14 protein-coding genes are annotated in these 26,972 nt (G+C 72.5%); 11 read left to right on the top strand and 3 right to left on the bottom strand.

The window, feature by feature from the left end; all coding sequences use genetic code 11:
• Nucleotides 1-10: 10 nt before the first annotated feature.
• Nucleotides 11-664: a hypothetical protein gene (locus tag Plo01_RS36235; RefSeq protein ID WP_203895290.1), complete on the bottom strand. Its 654-nt coding sequence runs from the start codon at nt 662-664 to the stop codon at nt 11-13.
• A gap of 130 nt (nt 665-794) precedes the next feature.
• Here Plo01_RS36235 and Plo01_RS36230 point away from each other — a divergent pair, with 130 nt between their 5' ends.
• The 8 genes from Plo01_RS36230 to Plo01_RS36195 all read left to right on the top strand — a co-directional run bounded on the left by Plo01_RS36230 (nt 795) and on the right by Plo01_RS36195 (nt 21,403).
• Nucleotides 795-2,834: a sensor histidine kinase gene (locus Plo01_RS36230; RefSeq protein ID WP_203895289.1), complete on the top strand. Its 2,040-nt coding sequence runs from the start codon at nt 795-797 to the stop codon at nt 2,832-2,834.
• A complete protein-coding gene (locus tag Plo01_RS36225; RefSeq protein ID WP_203895288.1) occupies nt 2,827-3,477 on the top strand; it encodes a response regulator transcription factor in 651 nt (216 codons plus the stop codon). The genes Plo01_RS36230 and Plo01_RS36225 overlap by 8 nt, the downstream gene beginning before the upstream one ends.
• Before the next feature lie 144 nt (nt 3,478-3,621).
• On the top strand, nt 3,622-4,083 hold the full coding sequence (locus Plo01_RS36220; protein WP_203895287.1) for an SRPBCC family protein: 462 nt from the start codon (nt 3,622-3,624) through the stop codon (nt 4,081-4,083).
• On the top strand, nt 4,080-4,430 hold the full coding sequence (locus Plo01_RS36215; RefSeq protein WP_203895286.1) for an ArsR/SmtB family transcription factor: 351 nt from the start codon (nt 4,080-4,082) through the stop codon (nt 4,428-4,430). Before Plo01_RS36220 ends, Plo01_RS36215 begins: the two co-directional genes overlap by 4 nt.
• Before the next feature lie 27 nt (nt 4,431-4,457).
• Entirely contained in the window at nt 4,458-4,901 is a 444-nt protein-coding gene (locus tag Plo01_RS36210) for an SRPBCC family protein (protein WP_203895285.1), read from the top strand.
• Between the two features lie 216 nt (nt 4,902-5,117).
• A complete protein-coding gene (locus Plo01_RS36205; protein ID WP_203895284.1) occupies nt 5,118-18,083 on the top strand; it encodes a hemopexin repeat-containing protein in 12,966 nt (4,321 codons plus the stop codon).
• Nucleotides 18,084-18,152: 69 nt separating this feature from the next.
• Nucleotides 18,153-20,048 (top strand): hypothetical protein, encoded by a 1,896-nt coding sequence (locus Plo01_RS36200; protein WP_203895283.1) that lies wholly within the window; start codon nt 18,153-18,155, stop codon nt 20,046-20,048.
• Nucleotides 20,049-20,062: 14 nt separating this feature from the next.
• Nucleotides 20,063-21,403, top strand: coding sequence for a hypothetical protein (locus Plo01_RS36195; protein ID WP_203895282.1), 1,341 nt, complete (start codon nt 20,063-20,065; stop codon nt 21,401-21,403).
• A 68-nt stretch (nt 21,404-21,471) separates the two neighbouring features.
• Here the strand turns inward: Plo01_RS36195 and Plo01_RS36190 are convergent, their stop codons facing one another.
• Nucleotides 21,472-22,707, bottom strand: a complete 1,236-nt coding sequence (locus tag Plo01_RS36190) for a GNAT family N-acetyltransferase (protein ID WP_203895281.1) — start codon at nt 22,705-22,707, stop codon at nt 21,472-21,474.
• Nucleotides 22,708-22,781: 74 nt separating this feature from the next.
• Complete coding sequence (locus Plo01_RS36185) at nt 22,782-23,363, bottom strand: GNAT family N-acetyltransferase (RefSeq protein ID WP_203895280.1); 582 nt, start codon at nt 23,361-23,363, stop codon at nt 22,782-22,784.
• Between the two features lie 24 nt (nt 23,364-23,387).
• Here Plo01_RS36185 and Plo01_RS36180 point away from each other — a divergent pair, with 24 nt between their 5' ends.
• The 3 genes from Plo01_RS36180 (at nt 23,388) to Plo01_RS36170 (ending at nt 26,944) form a co-directional block, all read left to right on the top strand.
• Nucleotides 23,388-24,341: a hypothetical protein gene (locus Plo01_RS36180; RefSeq protein ID WP_203895279.1), complete on the top strand. Its 954-nt coding sequence runs from the start codon at nt 23,388-23,390 to the stop codon at nt 24,339-24,341.
• Nucleotides 24,342-24,345: 4 nt separating this feature from the next.
• Nucleotides 24,346-25,545 (top strand): CaiB/BaiF CoA transferase family protein, encoded by a 1,200-nt coding sequence (locus Plo01_RS36175; RefSeq protein ID WP_203895278.1) that lies wholly within the window; start codon nt 24,346-24,348, stop codon nt 25,543-25,545.
• A 64-nt stretch (nt 25,546-25,609) separates the two neighbouring features.
• The gene (locus Plo01_RS36170) at nt 25,610-26,944 is read left to right on the top strand and encodes an MmgE/PrpD family protein (RefSeq protein ID WP_239317756.1); all 1,335 of its coding nucleotides are present in this window, start codon (nt 25,610-25,612) and stop codon (nt 26,942-26,944) included.
• The last annotated feature ends 28 nt before the right edge of the window (nt 26,945-26,972 follow it).

Here is a 26,972-nt window from a genome sequence, read left to right as displayed (position 1 = left end):
GATGCGCCGGTCAGTCGCGCGGGAGGACCAGCCCGGGGCGGAGGGCGAGGAGCACGCCGAGCGTGGCGTAGCCGATGAGCAGGTGCCCGCCGCCGACCCAGCGCGACACGTCGTCGCCGAACACGGCGAACGTCGGCACCGTCACCACGGCCCAGCTCTCCGCGATGAGCGGCCACCAGCGCAGCGCCCCCCTCCAGCGCCCGGCCACCGCCAGCTTCACGCCGATGATCATCATGCCCAGCATGGACAGCGGCCAGAACGCGTCGAGGGCGCTCAGCGCCGCGTGATCCTGGGCGGGCTCGGGGAGCAGGCCGTGCAGCAGCGACCACACGCCGGCCAGCCCGAGCAGGACGAGCTCGACCTTGAGCATGATCCTGGAGGCCCGGGACACGCCCGTCGCCCGGGTCCGGATCTGGACGGCGAGCAGGGCGAACACGCCCAGTTGGAAGGCGAGCCCGGTCAGGTCGCCGATGCGTTCCGGCAGCCCCTCGTTCACCGTTCCGAACAGGAAGATGCTCGTGGCCCAGGCCAGGGTGCCCGCGGTGAGCGCGATGCCGAGCCGGCGCACGGCGGCGGGGGCGATGGCGGCGGGGGCGGAGGGCCGGTCGCCGGCCGGGACGTCGGTCCTGGCCCTGGCCGGGGTGGTGCTGATATGAGCGTTCATGACGGTTCCTTTCCGGTTGTGGCACCAGCTTCCGGGGCGGCAGACCCGGGCGGGCAGAGCCCGGTGTCCCGTTCTGGACGGGACCGGTGCCCCGGGACCAAAGGGACAGGAATCGGGTGTAATTCGTGTTATGACAGATAGGGGACGGGTCGCGCTGTCGGTCGCGCCGGCCGCGATCGGCCTGATCGTCGCGGTCGCGACGGTGGCGCTGGACGTCCGGGCGGGCGGCGTGCCGGTCCCGGACGCGGCGGGACTGGAGCCGGGCTGGCCGTCGGCGCTGGCGGGGCTGGCGATGCTCATGCCCGGCGTGCTGCTGTTGCGCATGCTGCCGCGCCACGCCGTGGCCTGGGTGCTGACCGGGTTCGGGCTGCTGTGGCTGGTGGACGGCCTGGCGACCAGCTGGGCGATATACGCCGTCTACGCGGCGCCCGGGACGCCGGGCGCGTCGGCCGCCTACTGGTTCTACGCCCGGTTCGGCGCCACCCTGCTGCTCGGGCTGCCGATGCTGATCCTGCTGTTCCCGGACGGGCGGCTGCCGACGGGCCGGGTCTGGCGCGCGCTGTCGGTCACGAGCCTGACGCTGACCGGCCTGCTGTCCGCCCTGCTGGTCACGGCGCCGGTGACGGTGATGACGCGGTTCCACGACATGCCGCTGCCGCCCGAGATCGCCCGCCTGGACCTCGACGCGCTGTCGGTCGCGCTGCCGTACGGGTTCTGGGAACCCGCGCTGCGGGTGGCGTACCTGTCGATCCTGGTGAGCATGGTGATCCCGTTCGCGGTGACGGTCCACCGCCACCGGGCGGCCGATCCCGAACGGCGGGCCCAGATCCGGTGGCTGATGTGGGCGGCGCTGGTGGACATGGCCGTGCTGCTGCTGCCGCTGCGGACGCCGCCCGAGGTGCCGGCGGCGCTGTTCGTCCTGATCGTCGGGCTCACCTCGGCGGCGGTGGTCGTGGCGGTCGCCAAATACCGGCTGTACGACATCGACAGGCTGCTGTCGGCCACCGTGGCCTACGGCGTGCTCGCCGCGCTGGTGGTGCTGGTGGACGTGGCGGTGTTCACGGTGGCGGGCAGCGTGCTGGGCGAGCGCGACTCCGCCCTGGCCGCGATCGCGATCGTCGCCGTGGTCTACGCGCCGCTGCGCGGCTGGTTGTGGCGCGGGGCGCGGCGGCTCGTGCGCGGGACGGGGCACGATCCCTACGCGGCGGTCTCCACGCTGGCCGAGCGGCTGGAGTTGGCGACCGATCCGGACGAGCAGCTGGTCGCGGTCGCGACGACGCTGGCCCAGGCGTTCCGGCTCGGCTACGTGCGGGTGGAGATCGAACGCCCGAACGGGGACCGCTCGGTGGTGGAGCACGGCACGCCCCGCGGGCCCGCGCTGTCGCTGCCGGTGGCGTACCGGGGCGAGGCCGTGGGGCGGCTGGTGCTGTGCCGTACCGAACTGAGCGAGGGCGACCAGCGGTTGCTCGGCGATCTCGTACGGCAGGCCGCCGCGGCCGCGCGGGCCACCGAGCTCAGCGCCGACCTGCAGCGCATCCGCGCCCAGATGGTCCTGGCCCGCGAGGAGGAACGCCGCAGGCTCCGCCGTGACCTGCACGACGGGCTGGGCCCGTCCCTGGGCGCGCTGCGGCTGCGCGTCGAGGCGGCGCGCAACCTCGCGGCCACCGCGCCCGCCCGGGCCGACCGGCTGCTGGAGCAGACGGCGGCCGAGATCTCCGGAGTGCTGACGGAGGTGCGCAGGCTGGTGCACGACCTGCGCCCGCCGGCCCTCGACGAGCTGGGCCTGCTGCGCGCGATCGAGCAGCAGGCCGACAGGTTCCGCTCGGCCGCGCTCGACGTCCGCGTCACCGGGGACGGCGCGCTGGACGCGCTGCCCGCCGCGGTGGAGGTGGCGGCCTACCGTATCGTGTCCGAGGCGCTGGCCAACGTGGTCAAGCACGCGGACGCGGCGCGCTGCGCCGTCACGCTGAGCGCCCGGGACGGCGCGCTCGAGGTGGCGGTGCGCGACGACGGCACCGGGATCGGGCCCGACGTGGCGGCGGGAGTGGGCATGTTGTCACTGCGTGAGCGCGCGGCCGAGCTGGGCGGCGACTGCCGGGTGAGCTGCCCGCAGGACGGCGGGACCCTGGTCAGCGCGCGGTTGCCGATGGAGGAGGTGGCGGGTGCCTGAGGAGACCATCCGCGTATTGCTGGCCGACGACCACCCGGTCTACCGGGACGGGCTCGCGGTGCTGCTCGGCTCCATCCCGGGCATCGAGGTGGCGGGGACGGCCGCGGACGGCGCGGAGGCGGTCGAGCGCGCCGCCGACCTGCAGCCCGACGTGATCGTGATGGACGTGCGGATGCCCGGCCTCGACGGCATCGAGGCGACCCGGCGGATCGTCGCCGACAGCCCGCACATCGGCGTCGTCGTGCTGACCATGTCGGAGGAGGACGCCACCCTGTTCGCCGCCATGCGCGCCGGCGCCCGCGGCTACCTGCTCAAGGGAGCCGGCCAGGCGGAGATCGTGCGCGCGATCACCGCCGTCGCGCACGGCGAGACGATCTTCGGTCCGGCGGTCGCGTCGCGGGTGGCCGAGTTCTTCCAGAACTCCACGGTCGCCGACAACCCGGTGTTCCCGCAGCTCACCTCGCGCGAGCGGGAGATCCTCGCGCTGGTGGCCGCCGGCCGGTCCAACGCGCAGATCGCCTCGGCCCTCTTCCTGTCGCCGAAGACGGTGCGCAACAACGTTTCCAACATCTTCGCCAAGCTGCACGTCGCCGACCGCGCCGAGGCCATCGTCCGGGCCCGTGAGGCCGGGCTCGGCCGCTGAGGCGGGCGCCCGGCGCGCCGGCACTCCACGACGCCCCCTCCCGGCGGTCCGGCGCGTCCCGGCCCCGATAAATGCAACCAATGGTTGCGTGATGCCGGTCCGCCGGATAATCTGATGTGCAACCAAAGGTTGCGGGAGGATGGCATGGAGTTCGGAACCATCGAGCGCGAGATCTACGTCGAGGCGTCGCCCGAGGTCGTCTTCGAGGTGGTGAGCAGTCCCGATCACCTCAAGCGGTGGTGGCCGGACGACGCCCGGTACGAGCCGGCGCCCGGAGCGACGGGGGAGATCGTCTTCGGCGATCCGGACGCCGACGGGGCGGTGGTGGCGTTCACCGTCGTCGACGCGCGACCGCCGCGGACGTTCTCGTTCCGCTGGACGCACCCGGCCGGCGAGGCCGCCGCGGAGGGCAACTCGCTGCTGGTCACCTTCGAGCTGACCCCGTCGGGCGGCGGGACGCTGCTCAAGATGACCGAGAGCGGCTTCCGCGAGATGGGCTGGGAGGTCGCCGTCCTGGAGCAGCAGTACCGGGAGCACGTCGCCGGCTGGGACTTCTACCTGCCGCGGCTCGTGCCGTACGCCGCGACGCTGCAGGTGCGGTCATGAGCGCCGCGCTCGCCGAGAAGGTCGACGACGACCTCTGGTCCGCGATCGGGGACCCGACCCGGCGCCGCATGCTCGACCTGCTGCTCGTCGAGGGCGAGGGCACCGCGACCACGCTGAGCCGGCACCTGCCGGTCACCCGCCAGGCGGTGACCAAGCACCTCGGCGTCCTCGACCGGGTCGGTCTGGTACGGGCGACGCCGGCGGGCCGGGAGAAGCGCTACCAGGTGGACGAGACCCAGCTCGCCCGCGCGGTGGCCCAGCTGGCGTCGGTCGGGTCGGCGTGGGACGCCCGGCTGCAGCGGATCAAGCGGATCGCCGAGGCGATTCAGCGCACCAAGCAGGACTGACGAGAGACAAGGCGAAGGAGAGCCGAGATGGCGGACATTCTGCACAGGATCGGGGTCAAGACCCCGGCGCCGGAGAAGGTGTACGACGCGCTGACGACCGTCGAGGGCCTCGCCGGCTGGTGGACCGACGACACGAAGGGGAACGGCGAGGTCGGCGGCGTGCTCGAGTTCCGGTTCCCGGTCGGCGGCTTCGACATGGAGGTCGTCGAGCTCAGGCCGTCCGAGCGGGTGGCGTGGCGGGTGGTCGACGGCCCCGAGGAGTGGATCGGGACGACGATCGACTGGGACCTCCACCAGAACGGCGACTACACGATCGTGCTGTTCAAGCACCGGGGCTGGAAGGAGCCGGTGGAGTTCATGCACCACTGCAGCACCAAGTGGGGCTCGTTCCTGATGAGCCTGAAGTCCCTGGTGGAGACCGGCGAAGGCGCGCCGGCGCCGCGGGACGTGCAGATCGGCGACTGGCACTGAGCGGGTGATCGCGCGGGAACCGGGCCGGCCCGGTTCCCGCGTGACAAGCGGGGCGGACAATGTGTCACGGTCGCCCCCGGAGATTCTGAGCTGGGTTTTCCGGCGTGAAACCAGGTAAGCCAAAGGTGTCACCGTTTGGGTAGATAGCTCTTCTTCTCCAGATCGGCGAACATGAGGCGGCCGAGTCGGGGGCCCATTCACGGAGGGATCTCCCGCATGCGCAGCGACGCCTCGTTACCGAGTCACGAACGTCTCTTCGGGCATCTCGACCTGCGGGCGGGGGATGAGGCCCGCTCCGTCTACTCGCCGGCGGCCTATCTGGCCGACCTGCTCACCTTCCTGCAGAAGACCTTCCACGACGTCTCCCTGCTGCGGCGCCGGCCGGACATCGGGAAGGTCAAGCTCGACGCGGACAACACCTTCACCGCGCTGCCCTACCTCGACGTCGTCAACGAGGTGCTCGAAGCCCTGGTGGGCGAGAAGCCGTACGACCGGCTGAAGACGTTCAAGCACCCGCACGGCCTGCCCTTCTCGCTGGACGCCGCGCGGTTCACCACCTACCTGAAGTACCTGGGCGTCGACCCGGTCGAGTTCTCCCTGCTCTTCGCCGCGAGAGTCGATCCCGACCGGGTGACCCGCGACTACCTCGGCCTGACCACGGAGGACGTCGACCTCCTCTCCGTCCCGCGCCCCGACGCCGCCTCCCTGGCCGAGGCGTACGGCCTGAAGCCGGGGAAACCCGCGCGGGGCGGGGAACCCGCGGAGCCCGCGGAACCGGTCTCCGCGCTGTGCGACGTCGACCGGTTCCTGGCCGCGACCTCGCTGACCGGTGCGGAACTGTACGAGCTGCTGTACCAGGATCCGAAGCTGGAGCGTTCCAGGAGCGGGTTCTGGGTGCACCAGGGAGCCGTGGTCGACATCAGCGCCGACGGCCGCAGGCTCGTGCTGCGCGACAGCGGCGATTCTCCCGACGACCCGCCCGACGATCCGCCCCACGAGTGGTTCGACCGCACCCACCGTTTCGTCCGGCTGGCCCGCGGGACGGGGCTGTCGTTCACCGACCTCGACCGGGTGGCCGCCGGCCTCTCCATCGGGCTGCACCCGGTCACGCTGCGCGCGGTGGCCGCCGCGGTCCACCTGCACCGCACCCACGACGCGCCGTTCGACCTGATCGAGGCGCTCATCACCCGGACGCTGCCCAACAAGATCAAGGACGGTCCCTTCCCCGCCGGTGACATCCTCGCGCCGCAGAACCGTCCCTACCGCCGTGACCTGGCGCGTCACATCAACCTGCCGGAGAAGGAGATCGTAGAGGTGGTCCGCCGCCTCCGCGCGCGCTACGCGGGCCCGCTGGAGGAGAGCCCGTTCGACCGGGGCATCGGCCGTCCGGGGCTGGTCGTGCTCAACCGGGTGGCCCGGCTGACCGGCGCCCTGGGCATGTCCGTCGAGGAGCTGTTCACCGTGCTGGCCGCGCTGGAGGCCGACCCGGCCATCGAGCGCCGCTCGACCTTCCCGGTGCTGCCGGTGCTCGACGGCGGGACGGGCGACGTCCACCGCCTGCTCGAGACCGACGAGAACCCGGCCGCCTCGCTCTGGCTGGCCCAGACGGTGTTCGAGGTCGTGGCCTGGATGCGCACGTGGGGCTTCGCCGCCGAGGACCTCACCGCCATCCTCGGCGAACCGGCCACCCCCGAGTCGGAGGAGGAGCAGGCCCAGGTCATCGCCGGGATCGCCGAACATTTCGCCGACGTGGCGCTGACCCCCGGGAGCTTCGTCTCCGACCGGTTCGACGAGCGGGCCTCGCGGGTCCTGTACGAGGCGCTGACCGCCTACCCCGACGGCGTGGTGTCCCCGCACGACCCGCGCCTGCTCCGGATCGACCCGGCCGCCGTGCCCAGCGCCGCCCACCACGCCGTCGGCCGTCTCGCCGTGCTGACCGAGGGCGACTTCCTGGGCCTCGGCCTGGGCGACCGGCTCACCGGCAAGATCTTCACCAACCTCGTCATCCGGGGCGTCATCCAGGCCGACGGGCTGCTCGCCTCCGAGGACCTGCCCGCCGCGCTGACCCTGGCCGGGGACTTCTCCGCGCACCGGGAGACCCTGTTCGGCGCCATCGCCGCGCTGGGGGACGCCTTCTACCCCTCCGACCTGGCCGCCGCGCTGCCGCGGCTCACCGAGGCCGACCGCGCCGAGCTCTACGACAACCTGGTGCACAACGGCTACCTCAGCGAGGAGGGCGAGGTCCTCGACCCCGAGATGTTCGCCGACCCCGGGCAGCGGGCCGGCTTCCGCGTCGACGCGCCCCTCGACGACGTCGCACCCGCCGTGCTGGCCCTGCTCAAGGGCCGGGTCGAAGGCTACCGGGCGGCCCGGATCCCGCTCGACCCGGCCGCCTTCGGCGAGCTGAAGCTGACGGCCGAGCAGTTCGCCGCGCTCACCGAGACCCTGCGCTTCAACGGCGTCGTCGACGCCGAGGGCGTCTACCGGGACAAGGCCGCTCTGGCCGCGCTCGACCTCGCGGAGCTCGGCATCGCCCTGGAGTTCCACCCGGTACGGCGCATCGTGCTGGCGGCGATGAAGGCCCAGCTCGCGGCGGCCAAGGCCGAGATGCACCTGATCAGCCCCGACGACTTCGCGGGCCTGGCCGACGAGGCCATGGCCGCCCGGGTGCTCAAGCGGCTGGAGGGCGAGGCCCTCGACAAGGGCCGGATCAGGGAGGAGGTGCGCCACGAGTTCGACGACGCCGAGGGCACCCTCGACCTGGGGGAGGGCTTCACGGGCGGGGACGGGGCGCTGGTCTTCGAGCGCATCTCGGGCATCATGCGGGCGCGGGCGCCGTACCGCCTCGACCTCGACGCCCTCACCGAGCTCGGCTTCGACGACGACGAGCGCTCCCGCCTGGTCGCGATGCTCGTCACCGCCGGGCACCTGACCGGGACCCTCGACGTGCCCGAGAACCGGCTGGCCTACTTCCGCACCGTCACCAGCGCGGTCGACTTCACCCTGCCCGGCGTCGACGACTACGCCAAGGACGTCTTCTTCCTGCTGCACGCGGTGGCCAAGGAGCAGTCGGCGGCCGTCGCCGAGCTGACCGGCGCCCTCGGCGAGCTGGCCGGGCTCCAGCACGGCACCGTGCTCGCCCTGCTCCAGGACGTGTTCGGCGTGCCCGGCCCGGTCGTCGAGGCGATCGGCGCGGCCGTGGCGCCCGGCGCGCTCGACGTGCTGGTGGCGCCCGCGCTCGGCGACGGCGCAGCCGGGGCGGACTCGCGGAGTACAGCCGGGGCGGACTCACGGAGTGCGGCCGGGGCGGGCTTCCGTCGGGTCTACCGGCGGATGCGCCGCTTCGCCCGGCTGGCCGCCAAGCTCGGCATGGACGCCGACGAGGTCACCGTGGCCTTCCGCGACCAGGACCTGAGCGGCAAGTTCCCCGAGCCGCTGGCCCTGCCGCCCGGCCACGACCGCTTCGACGCGCTGCTGACCGGCCACGACGGCCTGATCTACGTCTTCCACGACAACGTCTACTGGACCTACTCCGCCCGGACCCTGGCCCTGACCGACCCCCGGACGAAACCGCTGGCCGAGCTGTCACCGCACTTCGGCAGCCTGTCCGCCGTCGACGCGGCCTTCACCATGCCCGACGGCACCGAGTGGATCGTCGGCCGGGGCCACAGCCACGTCTCGCTGTGCTTCACCCGCGAGCCCGGCGGCACCCGCTGGGCGCCGAGGGAGCAGGACTGGGGCAGGGTGCGCAACAACTTCGCCGCCCCCAAGAAGATCGACGGCGCCTACGTCGACCCCGAGGGCCGCACCCACCTGTTCGCCGGCGACCAGTACCTGCGCTACTCCGGCGACGACTACACCTACGCCGACGAGGGCTATCCGAGGGCGATCACCGAGTGGTGGCAGGGCGAGGCCCCGCTCCCCGAGGCCTTCCGCGACGCGGTCGACGCCGTCTTCCACGGCCACGACGGCCGCACGTACGTCCTGTCCGGCGAACGCGCCTTCGACGGGACGAGCGAGCAGCCGCTGACCGAACGGTGGGGACGCCTGCGCAACGCCTTCGACGGCGCCGAGCGCGTCGACGCCGCCTACGCCGACGCCGGAGGCTACCTGCTGTTCTCCGGCAACCAGGTGGTGCGCTACACCGACAACCCGGAGAACGACGGCGTCCGGGTGGCCGAGGGGTACCCGCGGCGCATCGAGACGTGGCGGCAGGACGTGCCGGTCGAGTTCGAGGGCGGCGTCGAGGCGGCCTTCGAGGACGGCTCCGGCACCCTCCACCTGTTCAAGGACGGCAAGACCGTCGCCCTCCCCGCGCCCGGCGGCGCGGCCGAGACGCCCTCCACCGGCGTGACGCCGACCGTCGAGAGGTGGGGCCTGGCGGCCGACGTGCTGACCGAGGGCCGGGTCGACGCCGCGTTCGTCGGGCTCGACGGCAAGACCTACCTGTTCAGCGGCGACCGCTACATCCGCTACTCCAGCGCCGACTACTCCGTCGTCGACCTCGGATACCCGCGCGCCGTCGCCGGTGACTGGGGCGGGCTCGACCGGGTCGACGCCGCGTTCGTGATGGACGGCTCGGCCCACCTGTTCGGCCCGGTGGGACTGATCCTCGACCTGCCCGCCGACTACGGGACCGGGCTGGCCGAGGGGACCTGCTCACCCGCGCTGCGCCGCCGCCTGGCGGACCACGGCGTGGTCGTCGGCCCGGCCGCCGCGGTGACCGGCGTCTCGCCCGAGTGGCAGGTGAGCGCCGAGGGCGGCATCGTGCTGACCATCCGCCGCGCCGGCGACCGCATCCGGATCCACGGCGACGACACCCCGTTCTACGTGCGCTACTCCACCCGCGACTACACCAGGCCCGACGAGGGCTTCCCCAAGCCGCTGGCGGAGAACTGGCTGAACCTGCCCGAGGCGTTCACCGGTGTCGACGCGGTCTTCACCGGCCGCGACAACCAGACCTTCCTGTTCAGCGGCGGCCGGTTCGCCGTCTTCGACAACCGGCACCGCTGGTGGTCGGAGCCCAGGGACCTGCGCGAGCGCTGGGACAGCATCCCGTCCGACTTCGACCACGTCGACGCCGCGTTCGTCGGCAAGGACGGCAAGACCTACATCTTCTCCGGCGACCGGTACGTGCGCTACTCCACCGCCGACTACACCGAGATCGACGACCGCTACCCGGCGGCCACCGCGAACTTCTGGGGCAACGTCGTCAACACGATCCAGCGCACCGGCCGGGTCGACGCCACCCTGGTCACGGACGTGACCGAGAAGATCGACGGCGCCGACGTCACCCGCACCTACACGTACCTGTTCGCAGGCTCCCAGTACGTCCGTTACCGCGACCACGACTACGGGGCGATCGAGGACGGCTACCCGCGGGCCCTGTCGGAGCTGGACAAGGAGCCCCGCCTGGGGGCGCTGAAGGTCACCCTCGACGGGGTGGACGCGGCGTTCGCCGACCGGCGCACCGTCTACCTGTTCCGCGGCGGCCAGTGGCACGCCGTCTCCGACGGCCTCTACCGGTCCTACGAGCTGCCCGGCATCACCGCCGCCTACGTCGACCACGGCTCGGTCATGGTGCAGACCGCCCAGGGCTGGCGGCGGCAGCACGCCCTGGACGGCCCCGAGCACGGCGAGCCGGTACGGCCGCCGGCGCTGCGCACCGTCCCGGCCGGCTACCGCGAGGGCCTCGACGCCGTGCTGACCGGCGCCGACGGCAACACCTACCTGTTCAAGGGCCCGATGTGCTTCAACACGGCCATCGGCAAGGACTACCCGCTCGACGAGGAGTGGGGCCGCCCGCGCAACACGATCTACCAGGACAACGCGGTCGACGCCGCGTTCGTGGGGCGGGACGGGAAGACCTACCTGTTCAGCGGGGACCAGTTCGTCGTCTACGGCGACTCGGCCGACGTCGTCGAGGGCGAGCCGAAGCCCATCGCCGAGCACTGGGGCGGGCTGACCAGCGTCGCGCTGGCCTACCACCGCAACGGCACGACGTACCTGTTCGAGCGCCCCGGATCCGACGGCATGATGCGCCACCTGGTCTACACCGGCGACGAGGGCCCCTACCGGCGCCCCGACCCCGGCTACCCGGCGCTGACCGACGAGACGTTCTGGAAGGTGCCCGACGGGTTCCCCATGCCCGACGCGGTGCTGTTCGAGGGCCGGACGATGCTGCTGCTCAGCCGGCACCGCTGCGTGCAGTTCAGCGAGGCCACCGGCATGTGGTCCCACCCGCGGCCGATCGAACGCATCTGGCGCGGCTTCACCGTCACGGCCGGAGACCGGCTGAAGACCGCCTTCACCGGGGCCGACGGGGCGACCCACTTCTTCTTCACCGGCACCTTCATCACCTACACCGGCGGCGCCTTCACCGAGCCCGCCCGGATCCGCGACCGCTGGGGCCGTTCGGTCAACCCGTTCGGCGCGGCCGTCGACGCGGCGGTGGTCTTCGGCGGCCACACCTACCTGTTCGGCGGCGACCGGTACGTCCGCTACACCGGCCCGCAGTACCGGTACATCGATCCCGGCTACCCCAAGCCCATCGTGCGCGAGCTGCGCAGGGAGGCGGCCTTCGCCGGGCTGCCCGAGTCCTTCGACGAGGCGGCCGCCGCCCACGGCGTCGGCGCTGCGGTGGCGAACGGCCGCACCGCCCACCTGGTCACCGGCCCCCTCGTGCACGCCGTCTCGGCGTCGCGGACCGCCACGTACCCGATCGGCCTGCTGGGCAGGGTGCGCAACACGATCGCCGACCGGAAGAAGGTCGACGCCGCCCTGGTCCGCGACCGGCACACCTTCCTCTTCTCCGGCGACCAGTACGTCCGCTACACCGGCGCCGACTACCTCTACGTCGACGAGGGCTACCCCCGGACGATCGAGGGAGACTGGGGAGCCCTCCCGCCCGAGTTCGAGGACGGCGTCGACGCCGCCTTCCTGAAGGACGGCAAGGTCTACTTCTTCAAGGGCGACCGCTTCACCGTCGACGGCGCCGCCGACTCCGTCACCGCCCGGTTCGGCCGCATCCGCAACGTGTTCGCGACCGTCCCGGTCATCGACGCCGCGTTCGTCGGGCGCAGGGGCGAGCTGTACGCCTTCTCCGGCGACCAGTACATCCGCTACCCGTCCGGCAGGCTCGACCTCGTCGAACAGGGCTACCCGCGTACGATCAAGGACGACTGGGGTGACCTGCCGCAGCCCTTCGAGGAGGGCGTCACCGGCGCCTTCACCCTGGGCGAGGCCGCCTACCTGGTCAAGGACGACCGGTACGTCCGCTACTCCGGCCGCCTGGACGTGCTCGACCGCACCTTCCCGCAGCTCTTCCGGCACCGCTGGTCCGACACGGCCGACTACCGCCTGACCGACATGCACACCATCGTCGCCTTCGCCGACCTCAACCGGCGCCATCCCGGCCTGGCCGAGCTGCTGGCCAGGGGCGCGGCGGAGCCGTACGAGCGGCTGTGCGAGCTGTTCCCGTGGGACCCCGACGAGCTGCGCTGGGTCAAACGCAACGCGGGCCTGATCACCGAGTTCCCCGCCGAGGAGGACCGGTTCGAGATCGAGTTCCTGCTCAAGCTCACCCGGCTGTTCTCGGTCGCCGCCAGGATGGGCGCCGGTCCGTCGGCGCTGTACGGCGCCACCGCCGACACCCTCGCGGCCCTGCTGCCCGAGGCGGCGGTCCCGCTCGCCCGGGGAGACCTCAACGTGCTCAAGCGCGACGCGCTGATCCCGGCGGTGCTGCACCTGCACCCCGAGCTGGCCACCGCCGCCGAGATCTACGAGCACGCCCTGATCGACGTCGAGATGGGCCGCGAGGGCACCACCTCACGGGTGCGGGAGGCCATCGCGGCCACCCAGCTGTACCTGCACCGCTACCTCCTGGACCTGGAGGAACTGTCCCCGCAGGACCAGGAGGAGGACGTCAGGCCGGAGCTGCGCACCTGGTGGCGGTGGCTGAAGAACTACCGGATCTGGGAGGCCAACCGGAAGGTCTTCCTCTATCCGGAGAACTATCTCCGCCCCGAGCTGCGCGACACCAGGACACCGGCGTTCAAGGACCTGGAGGACGACCTCCTCCAGGGCGAGATCACCGCCGACACGGTCCAGCGCGCCTACAAGCGCTACCTCGACGAGTACACCGAGGTCAGCCGGCTGGCCATCGCCGGAGCCTACGTCTACCGGGCCGACGACGACGCCGACGGCACCCGCCAGCTCGTCCTGTTCGGCCGCACCCGCACCGATCCGCGCCGCTGGTACTTCCGGGAGGCCGAGTTCCGCGACGGCGAGCGCCTGTCGGCGAGCTGGGAGCCGTGGGAGCGGGTCGACGTGCAGATCGACGCCGACCGCGTCGACCCCGTGCACGCCTTCGGCCGGGTCTTCGTCTTCTGGAGCCTCGTGGAGGCGGTCGCGCCCGACACCGGCAAGACCGTCATCACCACCACGACGGACGGCGACAAGCAGAACGTCTCCGCGCCGCCGCCCAAGCACCGGGTGCGGATCCTGTACTCCTTCCAGAACCTCAACCGCGAGTGGGTCGCCCCGCAGACGCTGCCGCCCGGTCCGCTGCACGACGGCCTGATCACCGTCGAGGGCCTGTTCGTGCGGGCCTCGGCGACCGTCCCGGACTCGGGCACGCACGACTCGATCGTGGTGTCCTGCTCGTACGGGATCGGGGAGACGGAGCACGCCTCGTCGTTCGTGCTCACCCCCGAGCTGTACGCCCTCCCGATCGACACGCCCGCGCGGCCCGGCAAGCCGATCGACGCCGGCAAGGTCTTCGCCGAGGAGGTCGGCGGGGTGGTCCAGTTCAACATGCCGGTCGAGTCGGCCGACGGGCCCTGGTTCAGCGTCGACCACAAGGGCGGCAGCTTCCTGGTCCGCCCGGTCATCGCCGACCCCGGGCAGGACCCGCCGGTGCTGGAGCTCAAGGACAACGGCCACCGGCTGCCCGCATGGGAGCGCATCGACGCCGCCTTCGAACGCGGCGGCACCCGCTACTTCTTCACCGACCAGGGGGGCGGGCGGTTCCTGGCCGTCGAGCGGACCGGCCCGGTGGGGACGACCGGTGAGCCCACCGCGGCCCGCTGGGGCAACGTGCCCGGCGGGGAACTGGCCACCACCGGCCGGGTCGACGCGGTGCTGGTGCGCGGCGAGTCCACCTACGTGTTCAGCGGCGGCGAGTACTACCGCTACCGGGGACGCCTGATGGACGGGGAGATGGACCCGGGCTACCCGAAGAAGATCGACGCCAACGACGAGGACATCCCGCGCTGGGCCTCGATCGACGCGGTGTTCACGTGGGACGGCGGCGAGTACTTCATCAAGGGCATGGACTACGTCCGGCGCGACCTGGCGACGGGCGTGAGCCAGTCCGGCCGGGTGCGCGACAGGTGGGAGCTCCCGGCCAGGACCCGTGTGCAGGCCGTGCTGGTCCGGGGCGCCACGCTGTTCCTGATCTTCGGCGACATGTACGCGAAGATCGTGACCGACGACCCGGCGGAGAGCTACACGCGGGAGCTCAAGGACAACCCCGACAACCTGCCCACGGCGATCCGGGCGGCGGCCGACGTGAACGGCACGCCGTACTTCTTCGGCGAGGACACCTTCACCGTGGGCGCCGACGCCACCCGGCACCCGACCCGCCCGCTCGGGAAGATCGCCACGGTGCTCAACACGACCGGGAAGGTCGACGCGGCCTACCTGTCCGGCGACCGCCTGTTCCTGACCAGCGGCCTGGAGTACTACCGCTACACGCTCGACGGCGACACCGTCCCGCTGATCGCCGACGCCGGCTACCCGAAGGCGCTGCCGCGCGCCGTCGACGCCGCCTTCCAGCGCGGCGACCAGCGCTACATCCTCAGCGGGGAGGAGTACACCCTCATCCCCGCCGCCCAGGAACCCTCGACACTGGGAGCCTTCACCCCGATCGAGGGCAACTGGCGTTCGCTGCCGCCCGACTTCGCCACCACCTACACCGGCGTGCTGGACACCGAGTCGGAGCTGTTGCTCTTCCTCGGCGGCGAGTACGCCGTCCATCCCAAGACCGGCGTCCTGCACCGGCCCTACGAATACGCCGCCCTGCCGCACGAGGTCGTACGGCTGACCTCCAGCACGGCGTTCGAGCTCAACCGCAGGCTCCTGGTCGGCGGCGTGCCCGCGCTGCTGGCCCCGGAGACCCAGGAGATCGACGAGCTGCCCTCCTTCAGAACCGCGACGGAGGACTCCGCCGCCGAGACGGGGGACGCCGCCACCGCGACGGAGGACTCCACCACGATCAAGGTGCAGCCCGACGTCGCGGGGGTGCCGGTCAGCACCCACCTGGACTTCCAGAGCGCCAACGGCCGCTACTACTGGGAGATCTTCTTCCACGCGCCGCTGCTCATCGCCCAGGCGCTCAACGCCGCCCAGCGCTTCGCCGACGCCAAGACCTGGTACGAGTACGTCTTCGACCCGACCGAGCAGGACCGCTACTGGCGGTTCCTGCCCTTCCTCGCGATCGACCTGCGGGCGCTGGTCGCCGGATGCCGGGCCGACCTGGAGAACCTGCCCCCGGCCGTCGGCCAGAGCCTGGGCCCGATCCTGACCGACCTCGAGTCCCTGGCCCCCGTCTTCGAGCACGCCCGCCCGGCCTCCCCCGCCGACCTGGACCTCCTCGACGGCCTGGCCGAGCGGGTCCGCCCGTTCGAGGGCGAGGACCGGCTCCGCGAGAAGATCGGCATGATCGCCCGGCTGCGCCGTCAGTACGACCTGATGGGCGACCACGACGCGCTCCTGAAGGCCTACCGGGACGACCCGTTCGACCCGCACGCCATCGCGGAGCTGCGCCCGGCCGCCTACCGCAGGGCCGTCGTGATGGCCTACGTCGACAACGTGCTCGACTGGGGCGACCTGCTGTTCCGCCAGTACACGACGGAGAGCCTCGACGAGGCCAGGATGCTCTACATCCTGGCGTACGACCTGCTCGGCAAGCGCCCGCGGAGCGCCGGCCCGCGCCGGCTGTCCGCGGTGAGGAGCTACGACGAACTCGATTCGGCGGAAACCGAGGAGGAGGGCGAGGGCGCCGACCCGCAGGCCGGGATCCTCACCGCCGGCGGCACCCTGCTCGACGGCATGGGCGCCATCCACCGCAGCGTGGGCGACGGCTACTTCTTCATCCCCGGCAACACGGTGCTGGGTGACTACTGGGACCGCGTCGAGGACCGGCTCCGCAAGATCAGGGCCTCCCTCGACATCATGGGCGTCAGCCGCCCGCTGCCCCTGTTCGAGCCGCCCGCCGACGTGATGGCCCTGGTCAGGGGCGCCGCGGCCGGGCTGACCCCCGACCAGGTCACGGCCGGGCTGTCGGCGCCGGTCCCGCACCACCGGTTCGGCTTCCTGTACCGCAGGGCGCAGGACCTGACCGACCGGCTGCGCGGCTTCGGCGGCGAGCTCCTGGGCGTGCTCGAACGCCGCGACGCCGAGGAGCTGACCCTGCTGCAGACCCGGCAGGAGGGCAACATCCGGCAGATGATGCGGGCCGTCCGCGAGGCCCAGGCCGAGGCGTCCGCGGAGAACCTCGCCCAGCTCGAGGCGTCTCTCGAGGCCGCCGCGGCGCGGCAGAAGCACTACGAGAACCTCATCGCGATCGGCCTCACCCCGCTCCAGCAGTCCCAGATCCGCGCCATGACCGACGGCGTCAACGCGCACTTCACCTCCGCCGGCCTGAAGATCGGCGCCGCCCTCGCGTACGCCGCCCCGCAGATCCTGGCCGGCCCGTTCATCCTGGGCACCATGATCGGCGGTGAGCAGGTCGGCAAGGTCCTGGACGTCGGCTCCGACATCTCCCAGACGTTCGGCGAGGCCTTCAGCGTCCTCGGCGAGCTGTACGGCGCCCGCGTCGAGCAGGAACGCCAGGAGGGAGAGTGGAACTACCAGGTCATGCTGGCCAAGGCCGACCAGCGTGAACTGGGCCACCAGGTCAGCGCCGCCAAGGCCGGCCTGGCCGCCGCCCGGCGCGAACTGGAGATCGTCGATCAGGAGATCGCCGACCTGGAGGCCGTGGCCACCTTCCTCACCGGCAAGTTCAGCAACGCCGAGCTGTACCGCTGGAAGGCGGGCCGCCTGGCGACGATGTACTTCGCCTCCTACGGCATGGCCCACGAGATCGCCAAGGCGGCCGAGCGCGCCTACCAGTACGAGCGGGGCGTGTCGGAGTCGTACATCCAGCCGGTCTACTGGGAGAGCCGCCGCAACGGCCTGCTGGCCGGAGAGGCCCTGGCGCTCGACGTCGAACGCCTCGGCGAGGCCTACGCCTCCTCCGACACCCGCGGCCTGGAGATCACCAAGCGGATCTCCCTGCTCCAGCTCGACCCGCTCGCGGTGCTCGCGCTGAAGAACGACGGCCGCTGCGAGTTCGCGCTGACCGAGGAACTGTTCGACCGGGACTTCCCCGGGCACTACCGGCGGCGCATCAAGACCGTCTCGGTCGTGTTCGACGGGCCGGAGGGGCCGATCGAGGTCAACGCCGTGCTCACCCAGACCGGCCACAAGACGGTGCTCGGCGCCGACGCCAGGGCGGTGCGCTACCTGCTCGACGCCAAGGGGGACGCGCCCGCGTCGGTCCGGTCGGACTGGCGTCCCGGCCAACAGATCGCCCTGTCGGACCTCGAACAGCACCGCGACAACAACGGCCTGTTCGAGCTGCGCTTCGACGACGAGCGCTACCTGCCGTTCGAGGGCACCGGGGCGGTCTCGACGTGGCGCATGGAGATCACCGGCCGGCGGCCGTACGACCTGTTCGACGTGACCCTGGTGGTCAAGTACACCGCCGAGCAGGGCGGGGACGTGTTCGCCAACGCGGTGCGCGGGATGCGGCGGCCGTACCCGGCGGCGCGGTACGTCGACGTGGCCGGCGAGTTCCCCGAGCAGTGGCAGGCGTTCACCGAGGGCGGCGACCTGGTGCTGCCGATCGTGCCGGAGATGTTCGCCGACATGATCGGGGCCGAGATCACCGGGTTGTACGCGCGGTACGAGACGGCCGACTGGGGATCGGCCCGGCTGCGCCTCAACGGGCAGCTCATCGACGACGGGAAGGCGCTGCGCATTCCCGGCCTGCGGGCCGGGGAGTGGCGGCTGACCGTGGACGGCGAGCGGGAAGCCCTGATCAACGTCGGCCTGGTCCTCGCGTACCGCGCCGGCTGACCTCGCGACACCGCCGGTCCGCCCGCGTGCGGACCGGCGGCCCCCGCCCGCTCCCGTGTGAGGTGATCCATGGAATCCCGCAAGCTCCAGCCCAAGTTCAAGACGCCCTCGCTCTTCAAGAAGAAGCCGAAGAAGCCCAAGCAGCCCGCCGCGCAGGGCACCACGCCGCCGCCCTCGGCGCAGAACACCGTCACGACCACTACCCGGCCGGCGGTCCAGGGGGAGGTCAAGCCCGCGTCGGGCGGGGGCTTCCGCCCCCGTGGCGGACACGTGCTCGAACGTCCGATTCCGCAGGTCCTCCCCCGGGTCGAGGAGAAGCGGGAGAAACCGGTCGGCCGGCCCGGTCAGGTGCCCGTCCCCCGCATCGAGGAGAAGCGGGGGGAGCCGGTCGGCCGGCCCGGTCAGGTGCTCGACCCCCACGTCGAGAAGGCGATCGAGGCCATCATCAGGGAGGAGGAGTCGGGGGAGTCGGGGGAGTCGGGCCGCCAGACCGGTCAGATCCTCGTTCCCCGCGGTGAGGAGGCGGTCGGCGACGTCCTCAGGGACTTCGAGGAACTGGCCCAGCTGGCCACGGTCGAAGCGCCGTTCCAGCATGACGTCCGCGGGATGCGTCTCATCGTGGACTACACCCCGATCGCGCGCCTGAAACCGGGTGAGGAGGGAGACTTCATCGATGAGAAGGTGAGGCAGATCCTGGGGAGGAACGTCCCGATCGGCCGCAGGTTCATGACGGCGGTGGGCGACGGCGATCCCGCCATGGCGCGGTGGCTGATGCAGGCGCTGTGTCTCATCGCCGACAACTACAGGACCCTCCAGAGGCTGGGGGTCAAGCCCGAGGCCATCGTCCAGCGCCTGATCAAGACGGCCGGGAAACAGGTCAGGATGTCCATGGCCGTGTCCAAACAGGGGCTCGTGACGCAGGTCCTCCAGATCAGCGGCCTGATGGGCGGAAAGCTGCTGGCCGACCTCACCGTTCCGGACCAGCGGACGAGAGCGTGGCTGTTCGGGCTCTACAACCCCGGCCGGGGGCCGGAGAGGCAGATCGGGGACCTCAAGCCGAGGGTCCTGGCGGAAAAGATGATCAAGAACCTGAGCGACGTGGTCGACGGCGAGCACCGGGTCTGGCGCACCAGATCAGGAAATTTCACGGAACCCCACAAAATGGAGGACATCGGAACGATCGGGAACTTCATCCAGAAGTTCATGAAGGAACAGTTCGGCGAGTTCCTTCTCTCCGCCACCGAGAGCCCGTACTACAAGAACTGGACCTACAGCAACGAGCTGGTGAGCACGGAGAGCAAGCCCGGCGACGACGCGGAGCTGCTCGGGTGGCTCCGCAACCGGGGTGAGCTCGTCGGCTGGAGCGCGAAGTACGGCAGCCCCTTCGTGGAGGCGAACTACAACCCGGCCCGGCCCCAGGACAAGAAGCTGCTCCAGCGCATCTACGACCACCTGCTCGGCCTTGAGGACTTCAGGAAGCGCCTCAAGGTGGTCAGCCAGCTCACCGCCTGCTGCGCGCACGGCGGGGGCAAGATCATGATCCAGCCGTGGTACCACAACCCGGAGGTGTCCTCCCGGATCGACTTCCGGTGGAAGCGGGCCCGCACCCTGATCCACGAGTTCCTGCACGCTCTCACGCACGAGAACCTCCTGGCGGTCAAGGCCGACCGCAGGCAGATTCCCCTCGAAGGCTTCACCGAAGTGCTCACCGTGGAGGTCTTCACCAGGCTCATCGCCGAAGTGCAGAGAAACCCGCAGGTCCGCCAGATCATCCTCGGTGAGGGGGTGACCGAGGAGGAGGCCAGGCAGGGTCCGCATCCAGGCCAGCTGACACCCGGTTACGGCGATGCGGGAGCGAAGGCCCAGCTGATCGCCAACGAGGTGTCCATAGACAACATCAAGGCCGCCTACTTCCTCGGCGAGACCAAGCTCGTCGGCCTGGAAACCAAGTCCACCGGCCAGTAGGGATCGGAGCCCACATGTCCCTCGTCAAGACCAAACGCGACGCCGTGCCCACCGGGCCCGGCCCGATCACCGGCGCCGAGCCCGGACTGGACGACCTGCTCTCCCGGGAGGGCGCCGAGCACGCCTTCCGTTCCCTGGAGGCGGAGCTGCGGGGGGAGGCGGGCGAGGAGTACCCGTCCCGCTGGATCGACGTCGCCGCCTACGACCCGCCCGCTCAGCGATGGATCCTGCACGGCCTGGACCTGCTGGTCCGCAACGCCGCGGCGGCCGGTCCCGGGTTCGACGGCCTGCGGGCCTCCTCCCTCCTCGTGGACCTGGTCCGGGACCGCCGCTTCGACCCCGGCACCTCCGACCGGCGTTTCGTGTACGAGATCCTCACTTTGAGCGGCTGGCTGGAGGCCGCCCTCCCCGCGGCCCTGCCGATGCCCACCGCTCCGGCGCTGGCGCGGCTGGCCGAGATCTACGGACCTCCGCGGGTTCCGGCCCCCGGCCCGTTCGCCCCCGAGACGCTGACCCTGGCCGTGCTCCCCGTGCTGACCGACCGGCTGGCCGGGCGGCGCGCCTGGTGGGCGGCCGGACCGGTGGAGATGGAGGACCCGGCGTGGATCGAGCACACCGCCCGGTCCATCCAGTCCTTCGTGCGCGATGACACCGGCCTGTTCGCCGGCGCCCGCGTCCAAGGGCCCCTCAACGAGGGATTCGCCTTCGACGAGAGCGTCATCGGCGCGAGCGCCCGGCCCGACGACGACGGCACCCGCCTGGAGTTCCTCCGTCGCGAGGTGCACCTGATCGGCCGTGATCCGTCCCACGGCTCCGCCCTGGACGCCGCCGGATACGACCACACCCGGGACGACGACCGCCAGGCGCTGGACGACCTGCTGTTGACGTGGCTGGCCGACGACGCCGGGCCGGCCGGACTGGCCGGGCTGGTCGGTGAGATGCTGGGCCGCACCCCCGCGCACAGGAGCGGCTACACCGGCTGGATCTACATCCCCGACCTGCTGCCCGGCGCGGAGTGGGGGCCGCGGGAGGCGTGGCGGCCGTACCTCTGCCGGACCATGCTCCACGAGCTGCTGCACCGCCTGGCCCACCCCCGCTACGTGGAGGGGGCGGACGCGGCGGCCGACCCCCAGATCCTCCAGGAGGGCGTGATCGACCTGCTCACGGCCGAGTTCCTGGAGCTCGCCCGGAGCCACCCCGACCTGGGCGCGCTGGTCCCGGAGGACGTCCCGGTCGGATACGGGACCTCGGGCCGGGCCGCGATCGAGATCCGGGACTTGGTCGGCCCCGACAACGTGAAGGCGGCGTTCTTCCTGGGACGGACCGAGTTCATCGGCCTCGCCCAGGACGGATGAGCCGAGGGATCGGGCGGGCACGGCCGGGAGGGGGTGCGGGGTGGAAGACGCGGTCCCGGCCGGGCCTGTCAGTACGGCAGGTAGTAGCTGAGCACGTCGGCGGTGAGCGGCGGGAACAGCGTCCGGAACAGCTCCTCGTCCCCGGCGTAGACGTCGGGCCGGATCCGGGTCAGCCCTTCGATCCCGTGCGGGCCGAAGAGCAGGGCGGGCAGGTAGTCGGGTGCCACTCCGGCGCCTCCCACGGCTCCGGGCCCCTGCATCGCGCCGCCGGTGACGACCTCGCCGAGGCCGTCGGCGCGGACCGGGATCCGGTAGTGGGCGCCGAAGGTGGAGACGACGATGTCACGGCCGGTGCGATCCAGGCCGGCCGCGGTGAGGCGGTGCCAGAGCAGCGGCCGCAGCCGGTCGAGCAGCGCCGCGACGTCCGGGATGCGGATGTAGTACTGCTCGGCGTTCTTGCGCGGTTCGTGGTCGAGGAGGTCCCGCCAGGCGGCGGCGGTCACGGTGCCGGCCCGGTGGACGACCCGCACCTGACCGCCGGGCGCCAGCGCGGCGACGCCGCGGAGCAGGTCCCTCGCGGCCGCCTCGTCGAGCGCGGCGGCTTCGGCCAGGAGGATCTCGTCGTCGGGGGGCGTGGCGCGGCCGGCGGCGATGACGGTCTCGGAGTGCTCGAGGACCCACAGGGTGCTCGACTCGTGGGCCAGCAGCCACCGCCAGCACGCGGCCGAGTGCGGCATGGCCACGTCGAACCGGTCCTGGGTCGCCTCCTGCAGAGCCGCCATGGCGGGGACGTCGGAGGGCCGGGCGGCGCGGAGCGCGGGCGTCCCCTCGCCGGGCGGCGGGGTGCGCACGGCCAGCGCCGGAGGTATGTCGACGGCGTACTCGTAGCCGAACAGCCGGTAGAAGTACGGGATTCCGATCATCGCCTGGATGACGTGGCCGCGGGCGGCGGAGCGTTCGTGCGCCCATCGCATGAGCGCCCGTACGAGCCCGCGCCCCTCGTATTCGCGGTCGGTGGCCACCAGCTCGACCTGGCCGGCCGGCAGGCGGACGCCGCCGACGCGCACTTCTTCGTCCAGGAGCGTCGCGGTGGAGACGACCCGGTCGCCGTCGACGACCACGGCGCAGGCGGGCCAGCCGGCCTCGGGATCCGTGACGACCAGCCGGTGGTCGAGGGTGTCGGCCGGTTCGCCGCGCTCGGCGAGGAGCGCGCCGATCTGATCGAGATCCGCCGGCCCCGCCTGTCGCAGGACGAGTCCGCCGGCCAGCGGGACGGGCGTGGAGGAGGGCGTGGTCGCGGTCACGGCGGGACTATTCCATCACCGGGGCCGTCCCGTCCATCGAGTTTCCGCGCCCGGAGGGGTCCGGCCGCCGGCGGTCAGGACTGCGCCCGGGACTTCTCCGACGCCCGGCGGCCCGCCCGCCACTCCGGCGCGAGCACCGACCAGACCTCCATGTCGTGCCGCTTCCCCCGGTAGGGGTAGCTCTCCCGCAGCACGCCGTCCTTCGTCATCCCGAGCCGCCGGGCCACGGCGATGCTGGCCTCGTTCGCCGTCGCGACCACCCACTCCACGCGGTGGACGCCCCGCTCCTCGACGGCCCAATCGATGATCACACGCGCGGCCCTGGTCACCAGGCCCCTGCCCGCCGCCGACGGCTCCAGCCAGCAGCCGGCCTCCGCGACGCCGTGCGCGACGTCCATCGTCCGGAAGAGGACCCCGCCGACCAGCCTGCCGTCCGTCCAGATGCCGTAGATCCGCCCGGTGTCGGCGGCGGCCTTCTCCGCGTACGCCTGGAGGAACGAGCGGCTCGACTCCAGATCCGTGACGGCGTCCGGGAGCGCGATGTGCCGCCCGATGAAGTCCCTGCCCCGGTCCATGTGGCTCAGGAACTCCTCGGCCCGCCACGGCTCCAGCGGGCGCAGCTCCGCGCCGTCGTCACCCAGGGAGATCGCGAACATTCTTCTCCTTCGCCGTCCGGGCCGGTGCGGACCGGACATGGATTCTCCCACGGGCGTCGCCAGATCGCCCTGCTGGACGAGGTCTGCGCCGAGCAGGGACGCTACCCGGACACGCTGCCGCGCATGACCGTGCTGGGCTACGGGGGCGAGCGCCCGCTGGAGTCGATCGAGGCGTTCTGCGACTGCCTGGGCAGGTACGCGGAGCTCGGCGTCTTCTTGTTTCCTTTAAAGAGACAGTGTTACAACATAGGAAACATCCGGCCATGTTGGACGTGCCGTCCCCACCCCCGAGGAGCCCCCGTGTTCTCGGTGTCGTTCCTTCTCATCGGGATGATCCAGCTCGCCTTCCTGGTCGGATTCGCCCGGGCGCCGGCCGCGCGGCGCGGGACGGCGGACCTCATCCCGGCCCTGCTGACGGCGGTGCTCGTCTACGACAACGCGGTCATCGGCGCGGGACGGTGGATCGGGGAGGGCGAGCTGCTGCGGGCGCTGAACCTGCCGCGGTTCGCCGGGCACGCCCTGCTGCCCCCGCTGCTGCTGGTGTGGGGACTGTCGATGCTGCGCCGGGCGTCGATCGCCTGGGCCGCGCGGCCCGCCGCCGCCGTCGCCGTCTGGGCGGTCGCGTCGGCGTTGATCGCCTACGACGCGTCCTTCGACGTCTTCGGCGTCGTCCCGGAGCCCGAGCGCTGGGCCGACACCCTGCGCTACGTCAACACCGCCGCACCGCCCGGGCCGCCGGTGGCGGCGGTCCTGACCTGCCTCGGCCTGCTGGCCGTCGGCGCCCTGCTGCTGGCCGCCACGGGCTTCCCGTGGCTGCTGGCCGCCGCCCTGGTCATGATGGCCGTGTCCGCCCTGGCGGCCCGGGTGCCGATCGCCGGGAACATCGGCGAGGCGGTGCTGGTGGCGGGCGTCCTGGCCGCGACGCGCCGGGCCGCGCGGACCGCGCCATCGCCCTCGTCGCCCTCATCGGGGAGCTGACCGCATGAGACCCCTGGAGGACGTCCGGGTCGTCAGCCTGGAGCAGTACGGCGCCGGCCCGTTCGGCTCGCTCCACCTGGCCGACCTCGGAGCCGAGATCATCAAGGTCGAGGATCCCCGGGCGGGCGGCGACGTGGGCCGCTACGTCCCGCCGTACGCCGAGGACGAGGACTCGCTGTTCTTCGAGACGTTCAACCGGAACAAGAAGTCGATCTCCCTGGACCTGGGCGTCCCGGCGGGCCGGGAGGTCTTCGAGGACCTGGTGCGGCACGCCGACGCGGTCTACTCCAACCTCCGCGGCGACGTGCCCGCCAAGATGCGGATCACCTACGCGGACCTGGCGCGCCTGAACCCGCGGATCGTCTGCTGCTCGCTCACCGGCTTCGGCATGACGGGCCCGCGCTCCGGAGAGCCCGGCTACGACTACATCCTCCAGGGCCTGGCCGGGTGGATGGACCTCACCGGCGATCCGGACGGCCCGCCCGCCAAGTCCGGCCTGTCGCTGGTCGACTACTCCGGCGGGCTCGTCGCGGCCGTCGCGCTGCTGGCCGGGGTGCACGCCGCCCGCCGGGACGGGGCGGGCGGCGACTGCGACCTGTCGCTGTACGACACCGCGATCGGCATGCTGACCTACGTCGGCACCTGGGCGCTGAACACCGGCTACGAGCCCGCCCGGACGCCGGACTCGGCGCACCCGTCGCTGGTGCCGTTCCAGAACTTCGAGGCCGCGGACGGCTGGCTGGTCGTCGGCTGCGCGAAGGAGAAGTTCTGGCGGCGGCTGGCCGCGATCCTCGGCCCGGAGTTCGCCGGCGACCCCGGTTACGCCACCTTCGCCGACCGCCGCCGCAACGCCGGCCGGCTGCTGCCCCGGCTGGCCGCGGTCTTCCGCACCCGGACCGTGGCCGAGTGGCTGTCCGAGCTCTCCCCGGCGGGCGTGCCCTGCGGACCGGTCAACGGCGTGCGGCAGGCGCTCGCCGAGGAGCACACGGCCGCCCGGGGCCTGGTGGTGGAGACCGCGCATCCCCGGTACGGGACCGTGCGCCAGCTCGCCTCGCCGGTGCGGGTGGGCGACGGGACGGCGCCGTACCGGCGGGCGCCCCGGCGCGGCGAGCACGTCGACGAGATCGTGCGCGGCCTGCTGGGCTACCCGCCGGACAAGGTCGAGAGGCTGGCGGCGGCCGGCGCGTTCGGAGCGCCGCGGTGACGGCGCCCCGGGATGGGAGAGAGCCGGCGGCGACGGGCGCGTCCGGGCGGCGGGGGAGACGGCCGTGACGGCCGCCGCGACGCTGGCCGAATGGGGAATCGGGCTCACCCTGGACCGGGTCCCGGAGCGGGCCCGCGACGCCGCGCTCCGCCACCTGATGGACGGCCTGGGCTGCGCGGTGGCCGCCGGAGCGGACATCCCCGCCGTGGAGGTGGCGCGCGGCCTGGGCGGGCCGCCGGAGGCGACCGTCATCGGCACCTCCCTGCGGGTCGGCGCGCCCGCCGCCGCCCTGGCCGGCGGAGCGCTGGTGCACACCCTCGACTTCGACGACACCCACGCGGGCGGGCTGGTCCACGCCACCGCGCCGGTGCTGCCCGTGGCGCTGGCGGTGGGGGAGGAGACCGGGGCGAGCGGGGCCGAGACGCTGACCGCCGCCCTGGCCGGCTACGAGACGATCTGCCGCCTGGGCGCCGCCGCGCCGCACGGCTTCCACGCCCGCGGCCTGCACGCCACCTCGGTGTGCGGGGTGTTCGCCGCCGCCCTGGTCGCCGCCCGGCTGTACGGCCTGGACCCGGGCCTGACCGGGCACGCCCTCGGCATCGCCGGGAGCCAGGCCGGAGGGCTGCTGGAGTCCCTGCGCACCGGGGCGTCCACCAAGCAGCTCCATCCCGGCTTCGCCGCGCACGCCGGGATCCTCGCCGCCCGCCTCGCGCGCGCCGGCGCCACCGGCCCCGCCGGCGTGCTGGAGGGCGAGCACGGCCTGTACGGCGCGCTGCTCGGGCGGCCGCCCGGCACGGATCCGGTCGCGGGGCTGGGCGAGCGCTGGGAGGTCACCCGGATCACGATCAAGCCGTACCCCGCCTGCCAGCTCGCGCACGCCTGCCTCGACGCCGCCAGGGAGCTGGCCGGGCGCGCCGGGGAGATCGAGGAGATCGTGGCCGAGGTCCATCCGGACGCCGCGCCGATCGTCTGCGGGGCGGGGAAGGCCGGGCCGCGCACGCCGTACGAGGCGAAGTTCAGCCTGCCGTGGAGCGTCGCCGCGATGATCGTCGACGGCGAGGTCACCGTCCGCACCTACCGGGACGTCGGCCGCCCGGAGGTGGCCGGGCTGGCCGGGCGGGTCCGGCACGAGGTCGTGCCCGGTCCCGGCGTCGCCGCCGACCGGCCGGGACGGCTGCGCGTGCGGTTCGCCGACGGGACGCGGACCGTGGCCGAGGCGCCGCGCGGCACGGGCGGTCCGGACGACCCCGGCACCCCCGGCCTGGCCCTGCGCAAGGCTCTCGCCAACGGCCTGAGCGAGCGGGCGGTCGAACGGATCCTCGGCCTCGCCGGGCTGCCCGCGCTGGGGCCGCTGACGGCGGAGCTGGCGGCGCACACGGCGGGGGAGCCCCGCGCATGACACGGCCCGCCCCCGGACAACGCGTGAC

The organism is Planobispora longispora, assembly GCF_016863135.1.
Lineage (GTDB): Bacteria > Actinomycetota > Actinomycetes > Streptosporangiales > Streptosporangiaceae > Planobispora > Planobispora longispora.
The sequence above is the reverse complement of the archived record's forward strand: the minus strand, read 5'-3'. Positions and strand labels throughout refer to the sequence as shown.